The organism is Candidatus Accumulibacter vicinus, from assembly GCF_000584955.1.
Taxonomy (GTDB): Bacteria; Pseudomonadota; Gammaproteobacteria; order Burkholderiales; family Rhodocyclaceae; genus Accumulibacter; species Accumulibacter vicinus.
On sequence record NZ_JDSS02000007.1, the window covers coordinates 90,072 to 98,663 of the forward strand.

Genomic DNA, 8,592 nt, shown 5'->3' on the forward strand with positions numbered 1-8,592 from the left:
TCGCCGGCCGGCCGCGACTGGCGAAAAACGACGGCCAGCAGGACTTTCTGGAAGTAGAAGATGAGCAGGCACAGGCGGTCGTTGTAGTCGACCAGCGTCGCGAGCTCGCGGCTTTCGTCGAATGCCGAGCCTTGCAGAACGACCGCATCGGCGGTTTCGCCGAGCAGGTTGTGCACCGCCTGCTGCACCGGGCGGTGGTGGTTCAGTGCGACGACCTGGCCGATCCTGGCGATGACCTGCGCGTAGGCGTCCATCTTCGGGCGTAGCTCCTGCAAGGGCTGGCCGAGCAGGAAGCGGTGCATCGCTTCGAACTCCGCGCAGTAGGTGGCGTATTCCAGGTCGCCGCTTTCCAGGCCGCAGCGGTAGCCCAGTTCGAGCGGTGCGAGCGTGCCGGAGGCGTGTTCCTGCCAGTGCCGGATGGTCGCCTCGATGATCTGGTAGGCACGCGGGATGACGTTCGCCGCGCCATGCCGGTCGATGATCTGGCGGCTCAGCTGGGCGTACTCCCACGCCGCCGCGTAATCGCCGAAGAAGCCGACCAGAATCATGCCGTAGCAACTGTAACCGAAGGCCGACAGGCCGGTATTGCCGTGCTCGATGCTGGTGATGGCCATTTCGGCCGTGACCAGCGGCAGCCGGGCGGGGCTGAACTTGTAGACCGCCGGCACGAGCCGCGAGAGGAGCCGCAGTTTCAGCAGCGCATTCTGCTCGCTCATTTCCGGCCCGTCGATCAGCGAGGCGACGGCGCGTTGGCCGAGGTGTTCGCCGACGCGTGCCCGCCAGGTCTGCCAATGCCGCTCGTCGGGCAGCGCCGGAAAGTCGACGCCGAGCAGGCGCAGCGCTTCGAGGCCGGTATCCACCGCTTCCTGCAGGCGCGTTTGGGCCAGACGGCCGCTGACCAGGATTTCGTAGACCCTGATGCGATCGGCGACCGTTGCCGCCGCGGCCATGGCCTGGCTACAGAACTGTTCCATTTCGGCGAAGCGACCGAGCAGGAAAGCGGCCTCGGCGGCGCCGAGAAAGAGTGCGCGGCTGCTCGGACAGCCGTCCTGCCCGTGCTCCTCGGGCAGCAGCGCGATGCCCTGCCGGTAGTAGATCAGCGAGGCTTCGTAGGCGGCCGTGCGCTGGGCCTTTTCGCCGGCGGTTTGCGACAGGTCGGCGAAACGGTAGCGCTCGTCGCGCTCGACGACCAGCGAAAGGCAGTGTCCGATCTGGTTGGCGGCGTCGAAGAGCCGGTCGTCCGCGGTTTCGCCAGCGGCCGTCAGGGCGCGCGCAATCTGCAGGTGATACTGTTGCCGGCGAGGTTCCGGAGTCAGCGAATAGAAGGCCTGCTGGATGCGGTCGTGCGCGAAGCTGTAGTCGCCGGCCTGCTCGTTCAGCCAGCCGTCGTGCACGGCCTGGCGCAGGCGCTGGCGCAGGTCGGCCGGATCTTGCCCGAGCAGTTGGCCGAGCGTCGACGGATCGACGCGACTGCCGAGGCAGGCGGCGAAGGCGAGAAGCTGCGACAAGTCCGCCGGCAGGTAGCAGCGAATCTTCTCGACCAGCAGATCGACGACGTTGTCGGTGATTTCGAGGGCGTCGATGCGCGCCGTGTTCAGTCGCCAGGCGCCGCGCGAAGTGTCGAAGTCCCAGTAGTCGCCTTTTTCGAGCAGACCGAGAAGCTGGTGCACGAAGAACGGGTTGCCGGCCGTCTTCGCGTGCACGACGGTGGCCAAGGGGCGAGTGTCGGACGTCGTCTTGCCCAGCGCGTCGCCGACCAGCGCTTCGACCTCGTCCCGCTCCAGGTTGCGCACGCACAGACGGCACACGAGCTGCGGCGTTCCATCGAGTTCGGCGATCGCCATCGCGAGCGGGCTGGCCGGGCCGACTTCATTGCTGCGGTAAGCGCCGACGAACAGCGCATGGCTCAGCGTCGGGTCGCTCAGCAGGCTCTTCAGCAGGTCGAGCGAAGCCGCGTCGATCCAGTGCAGGTCGTCGAGAAAAACGACCAGCGGGTGCCTGGGGTGCGCCAGCGTGCCGATGAAGCGCCGCAGGACGTAAGTGAAGCGATTGACCGCCTCCTGGCCATTCAGATCGGGCAGCGGCGGCTGTGCGCCGACGACCAGTTCGAGATGGGGAAGCAGGTCGGTCATCACCCGCCCGTTCGCCGACAGGGCCGCGCGCAGCGCCTGCCGCCACGGCGCCAGTTCCTTTTCCGGGTAGCGCAGCAGCCGCGCGACAAAGCCGTCGAGCGCTTGTATCCAGCCGGAGAAAGGAATGTCGCGGCGGTATTGCTCGAACTTGCCTTCGAGAAAGAAACCGTGCCGTTCGCTGATCGGCCGGTGCATCTCGCGCACCAGCGACGACTTGCCGACGCCGGACGGACCGGAAACCAAGAGCAGCGTCCTGGCGCCTTCGGCGACGCGTTTGAAGGTCGCCTGCAGGGTCGCGATGTCGTCCCGGCGGCCGTAGAGCTGCTCGGGAATCCTGATCTTGGTCGACGGGTCGCCGAGGCCCAGCGGGAAGTCGTCGATGGCCTGCCTGTCCCGCCATTCCGAGGCGCAGCGCTGGAGATCGTGGCGCAGCCCGGCGGCCGACTGGTAGCGCTCTGCGGGCGTCTTGCGCATCAGCTTGCCGATGATCCGGGCGATCGTCGGCGGGAGCGCCGCGTTCAGCGTGCTCGGATCGGGCGGCTCGAACGCCAGGTGGGCGTGGACGATTTCCAGCGGGTCGTCCGAGACGAAGGGTAGCTGGCCGGTCGCCAGCCGGTAGAGCATCACGCCCAGCGAATAGAAATCGGTCCGCTGGTCGACGCTACGGTTCATCCGCCCGGTCTGCTCGGGGGCGATGTAGGGCAGCGACGCGCTGAATCGATGCGCCGCGGCGCAAGTCTGCGTCGCTTTGGACACGACAGTGGCCGTCGTGAAGTCGAGCAGCGTGAGCTGGCGGCGGTCCGGGAGGTAGAGGAAGTGGTGCGGATTGATGTCGCCATGCACGATGCCGGCCGCGTGTACGCTGTCCAGTGCGGCGACGGCCTGCAGGGCGATGCGTAGCAGCAGGTCGATGGTCGCCGGGCTGTCGGCGAAAGCGTCGGCCAGCAGTTCGCCGCCTGGGTCGTCGAGAATCAGCTGTGGCTCGGCGGCGTCTTCGTCGAAGCCGAGCAAGCCGACGATGTGCTCGCCGGTCAGCCGGGAAAGAATTTCTGCCTCGTTGCGCAGGGCTTCCGTGGCGTCGTGGTCGGCCTGTTTGACGATTTTGAGCAAGACACGCCGGGCATCGGACAATCGGCGGGCGCGCCACAGCGTCCGCGTCGCGCGCTCGTCGATGACTTTGATCTTCTCGTACGCGCCGGCCATCCTGTCACCCCTATCCGGCTGGTCCGGCGCTGCTTTCGCCGGGCGAAAAGGTTGTGCCGATCATGCCGGCAGCTCGGCGCTCGGCCGCTCGGCGCCCTGCCGCTCGGGGGCGCTGAGCGGCAGGGTGAGCCGGAAGCTCACCCCTGGGCCGCGGTGATCGAGCAGGCGGATCGTTCCGCCCAGTGTTCCGGTGACCAGGGTGTGCGTGATGTAGAGTCCCAATCCGCTGCCGCCGCTGCCCAGCCGGGTCTTGATGAAGGGCTCGAAGACGCGATGGCGGATCACTTCCGGAATGCCGGCGCCATTGTCCGCGTAATCGATCTGGACCTGCGTTGCGTCGAGCGCCACGGCGCGGATGTTGATCAGTCCGCTGGCCATGTCGACGAAGCCGTGCGTCAGCGAGTTGCCGACCAGATGGGTGATCACTTGCTCCAGAGGGCCGGGGTAGCTGTCGAGCACCAGCTTGTCCGGGATGTCCAGGTCGACCCGGTGGGCGGCGCCCGCGAACTGCGGCTGCAGGGCGAAGAGGATCTGTCCGATCGTCTGGCGCAGGTCGAAGCGGCGGCGGCGCAGACTGCTCTGGTCGACCACGATCTCCTTGAACTGCCCAATCAGGTTCGCGGCGCGGGCGGTATTACGTTCCAGCAGGTCAACGGCTTCCCGGCAACGGTCGAGAAAGGTGTCGAGCTGCGAGTGGCGAAGCATGCCGGCGTTGACCGCGGTGGTGAACTGGCGCAGATGTTCGTCGAGCGCGCCCGCCATGGTACGGGCGTTGCCCAACGGCGTATTGAGTTCGTGCGCCATGCCGGACACCAGATGGCTCAGGGCGGTGAGTTTCTCCGACTGCAGCAGTTGTTCCCTGGCTTTGTCCAGCTCGGCAGTGCGTGCCGCCACGCGTTCTTCGAGCCCCGCGCGATACTGCTCGAGCTGTTCTTCGGCCCGCTTGCGGGCGGCGATGTCGGCCTGTGTGCCAACCATGCGCAGCGGCTCGCCGGTCGTCGCGCGCTCCATCACCTTGCCACGGTCGTGAACCCATTGCCAGTCGCCTTTCTGGGTGCGCATGCGCAGCTCGATGTCCACTTCGGGCGACTGGCCGTCCAGATGCGCCCGGACCGCTGCTTCCGCCGCCGCCGCATCGTCGGGATGCAGCCGTTCCTGCCAGGCGGCATAGGACGCCGCGAACTCGCCCGGAGCATAGCCCAGCATGGTGTACCAGCGGTCGCTGAAGAACGTTTCCCCGCTCTGCAGGTTCCAGTCCCAGACGCCGTCGCTGGTCGCTTCGATCACCCGCTGCAAACGCTCTTCGCTGACTTGCAGGGCGTGATGGGCTTGCGCCAGGTCGGCGGTGCGCGCCTCGACACGCCGCTCGAGTTCCTGCTGCAAACGCCGCAGCTCCAGGTGCGTCTTGACTCGCGCCAGCACTTCCGCCGGCTCGAAGGGTTTGGTGATGAAGTCCACGCCGCCGACGGAAAAACTCTGCACCTTGTCGGTCGACTCGTTGAGGGCGCTGATGAAGATCACCGGTATGGCGCAGGTGTGCGGATCGGCCTTCAGTTGCCGGCAGACCGCGTAACCGTCGAGCTCCGGCATGCGCACGTCGAGCAGGATGAGGTCCGGCGCCTTGGCGTGGACCGAGCGCAGTGCGAGGGCGCCGCTCGATGCCGGACGGACACGGTAGCCCTGTTCGGTCAACAGGGTGGCGAGCAGCTTGAGGTTGGCGGGCGTGTCGTCGACGACGACGATTTCCGGCGCCAGTTCGCCGAGCCTGGAAATCGATTCGGCGGCGAGGGCCGTCATGGGAGTCGGAAGGCTTGTCATGGTAGTCATTGGCTCATCTCTTCGTTCACAATCCGGTTACAAAGGCAGGTCGTTTGGCAAGCCGCGCCGGCAGTCGGCAAGTCGCCTCAAGTCTTGCCGATCAGGGCTTCTTCGATCAGCTCGTACTCGAACTGGTCGGCGCGCTGGCGGAGGAGCTCGGCAAGCGCCGCATCCTCGTCCGCCACCTGGGCGATCAGGTCGTCGATGCGTTGCGTATCGAGTGTCACCATCGCTTCGGCCAGTTCGTTCCGCAGGGCGTCCGGCAGCGTCGCCAGCGTTGCGGTGGTCAGCGCCGTTGTTGCGACCGGAGCGGCCGCTGCCGACTCCTGGTAGAGGTAGCGCACGCCCAGGTGGCGGGCCAGGCAGTCAAATATGCTGCGTAGCGGATACGGTTTGTGGACCACGTCGTCGACTCCCGCGGCGAGGATTTCCGCCTGCTGTTCCGGCAGGACCGAGGCCGTGATGGCAACGATCTTGACGGTGCGGCCGCCCGCCGCCGCGCGAATCTGCGCCGTCGCTTCCGGGCCGCCGAGGACGGGCATGCGCCAGTCCATCCAGACGAAATCCGGGTGCCAGGACTGGAACGCTTCGACGCCGCGCGCGCCGTCTTCGGCGATCCGTACCTGGAAGCCGACGCTCTCCAGCAACTGTTTGAGCAGCAGGGCGTTTTCGGGCTGATCGTCGACCACCAGGATGCGATGCTCGGGCTGGTCCGGTTGCAGGCCGACGATCTCCTGCGCCTGGCGAACGGCAGACGACGACTCGAGGTCGTCGACGATTTCGACCGGCAGCTCGACCTGAAAGCAGGTGCCGCGTCCGACTCGGCTGCTGATGCCGATCCGGCCCCCCAGCAATTCCACGAACTGCCGGCTGATCGTCAGTCCCAGACCGGTGCCTTTCTGCACGTCGCCACCCATCACCTGCACGAAAGGATCGAATACGCGCTCCCTATCCTCGGGCGCGATGCCGATCCCGCTGTCTTCGACCTCGATCGACAGGGTAGGACTGCTTCGGTCGGTGAGCATCGCCAGACGCAGTACGATCTCGCCGTGCGAGCTGAACTTGATTGCGTTGTCGATCAGGTTCATCAGGATCTGGCGCAGCTTCGTCTCGTCGCTGAGGATATGGCGAGGCACGCTGACCGACTGGTCGAGCCGTAGTTGCACGCCCTTGGCGCTGGCGCGCAATTGCGTGGTGCCGACGATTTCGCCGACCAGGGTGAGCAGGTCGAACGGCATCCGCTGGACCTGGACGCCACCTGTTTCGATCTTGACCATGCTCAGGAGGTCGTTGATCAGGTTCAGCAGATGCGCGCCGCTGCGATGGATGATGTCCAGGTTTTCGCGTTGCGACGCGTCGAGCCGGCGGTCCTTGCGCAACAGGTCGGAAAAGCCCATCACGGCGTTGAGCGGTGTGCGCAGTTCATGGCTCATGTTGGACAGGAAAGCACTCTTGGCGCGGTTGGCGGTTTCCGCGAGGTCGCGCGCGAGGACCAGATCGCGCGTGCGGTTGGCGACCCGCTCTTCGAGGTTGAGGCGATACGATTCCAGTTCCGCTTCCGTTCGTTTGCGCTCGATCACCAGGCTGGCCGTTTCGGCGGCGAACTCCATCAGGTGCAGGTCGTGGGCGCCGGGGGCGCCGGCAGTCCGATGGTAGATGGCGAAGATCCCCAGGAAATCGCCGTTCGTCGCGCGCAGGGGCTCGCCCCAGCAGGAGCGCAGGCCGGCTTCCCGGGTCACTTCGGCGAGCGCTTGCCAGTCCGGGTGGGTGCTCACATCCTCGACGATCATCCGCGTCGCGCTGAAGGGAGCGGTTTCGCCGGGGCCGATCTGCGGTGCGAAGGCGATGCCGTGCATGGCCCGGTTGTAGGATTCGGGCAGACTCGGCGCGGCGCCGTGCAGCAGATGCCGGCCTTCCGGGTCCAGCAGAAGGACGGCGCACAGGGCCGCCGGGTCATGTTGCTCGATCAGGCCGACGACATGGGCGAGCGTGGCGCCCAGGGGCTTGCCGGAGGTCAGCGTCTCGAGAATCTGCCTGCGGGTTCGCTCCAGGCCGGCCAGCCATTCGCGTTCGGTAATGTCTACCGATATGCCGATCAGAAACTTCGGCCTGCCCTCGCTGTCCGCGATGCCGATTTTCCGGGTGTGCAGGATCTTCGGTCCGAAGCGCGTCTCGATCGGTTCCTGCGGGATGTCGATCACGCCCAGTTCGGCGAGCACCTGCCTGTCCCTGGCGGTGAAGAAATCCGCTTCCTCCGGTGGAAAGAAATCGTAGTCTTTGCGCCCGATCAACTCCTGCCGCGAGTAGCCCAGCAACTCCTCGCCCGCCTTGTTGAGCCTGACGAAATGGAGATCGGCCGCGTCCTTGATGAACAGCATTGCCGGGATGTTTTCGACGACGGTTTCGAGGAAGTGCTGGCTGTCGTGCAGCGAGCGCTGGTCACGCTCGATGCGCAGCAGCAGGAGGGCGATGCCGCCGGCCAGCAGGAGGACGATGGCGATCGAGGTCAGCGTGCGCTCCCGGGCTTCGCGGATGGCCCGTTCGACCGGTTCGAGAATCGGCGCTTCGGCCAGGCCGACGACGACGACCAGCGGCACCTCGTGCAGGCGCTGCCAGGAATAGATGCGGTCCATGCCGTCGACATGAGAGGTCAGACGGGCGGTACCGCTGGTCGGGGCGTCGGCGCCGACGAAGGGCCGTTCCGGCGGAAGCGACATTCCCAGTGCCTGGTCGAGGCGGGTGCTGCGCGAAGCGAAGGTGCCGTCGAGGTAAAGGACGGCGACCACATCGTTGTCCGAAGACGCCGCCAGTTGCAGGGAGCTGGCGATGTACTGCGGGCTCAGCGAGACCACGATCACGCCGGCGAACTGTCCTTTCTGGCGCAGCGGGCGGGAGAACTGGATGGACCAGGCATTCGACGCGCGGCCGAGCAGCGGATGGCTGACGAACAGCCGGTCTTCGTCGCTCCGGGTGTGAACGGCGAAGTGCTCGCGATCGGCGAGGTAGATCGGTTCCCGGAGGTCGACGGTCGAACGGATGAGGTAGCCGTGGCGATCGATGAAGCCGATCTGATGCAGGGCGTCGGCAGGGAAGGTGCCGAGCACGCCCTTGACCGCGTCCTGAAAAGCGCGCTCGTCGCCGTCGCGCAAGGAATCGCGCAGGCGGATCACCGCGGCGTCGATGTGCTGCGTCAGAATCGACATCTGCCGGCTCACCGTTGCCGCCAACTGTGCCGACTGCTGTGCGACATGCGCTTGCGTGCCGGCGTACAGGCGCTCCTGCGATTGTCCGAGATAGCGCCAGACGAAGCCGCAGATGATGAGGGCCAGCGCGACGACGAGCGCGGCGGCCAGGTGGAGCCGGCTCAGGCCCGCGAGTTTCATGCGTTTGCCAGGCGTTTCACCGCCCGCCGCCGGGTGGCGATGCCCGGCGGGTGGTC

The 8,592-nt window shown here is 66.4% G+C and carries 3 protein-coding genes; all 3 read right to left on the minus strand.

Going from position 1 to position 8,592, the window contains the following annotated elements; translation table 11 throughout:
* On the minus strand, positions 1 to 3,335 hold a 3,335-nt coding region (locus tag CAPSK01_RS02325; RefSeq protein ID WP_034921853.1), incomplete at its 3' end, for a serine/threonine-protein kinase PknK.
* Positions 3,336 to 3,395: 60 nt separating this feature from the next.
* Complete coding sequence (locus CAPSK01_RS21510) at positions 3,396 to 5,162, minus strand: response regulator (protein WP_337958525.1); 1,767 nt, start codon at positions 5,160 to 5,162, stop codon at positions 3,396 to 3,398.
* Between the two features lie 77 nt (positions 5,163 to 5,239).
* A complete protein-coding gene (locus CAPSK01_RS21515) occupies positions 5,240 to 8,536 on the minus strand; it encodes an ATP-binding protein (protein WP_273702935.1) in 3,297 nt (1,098 codons plus the stop codon).
* Positions 8,537 to 8,592: the final 56 nt, after the last annotated feature.

Bases quoted from the DNA above. Each gene is read 5' to 3' on its own strand.
- CAPSK01_RS21510 (WP_337958525.1), bottom strand. From the start codon at position 5,162: ATGACTACCATGACAAGCCTTCCGACTCCCATGACGGCCCTCGCCGCC.
- CAPSK01_RS21515 (WP_273702935.1), bottom strand. From the start codon at position 8,536: ATGAAACTCGCGGGCCTGAGCCGGCTCCACCTGGCCGCCGCGCTCGTC.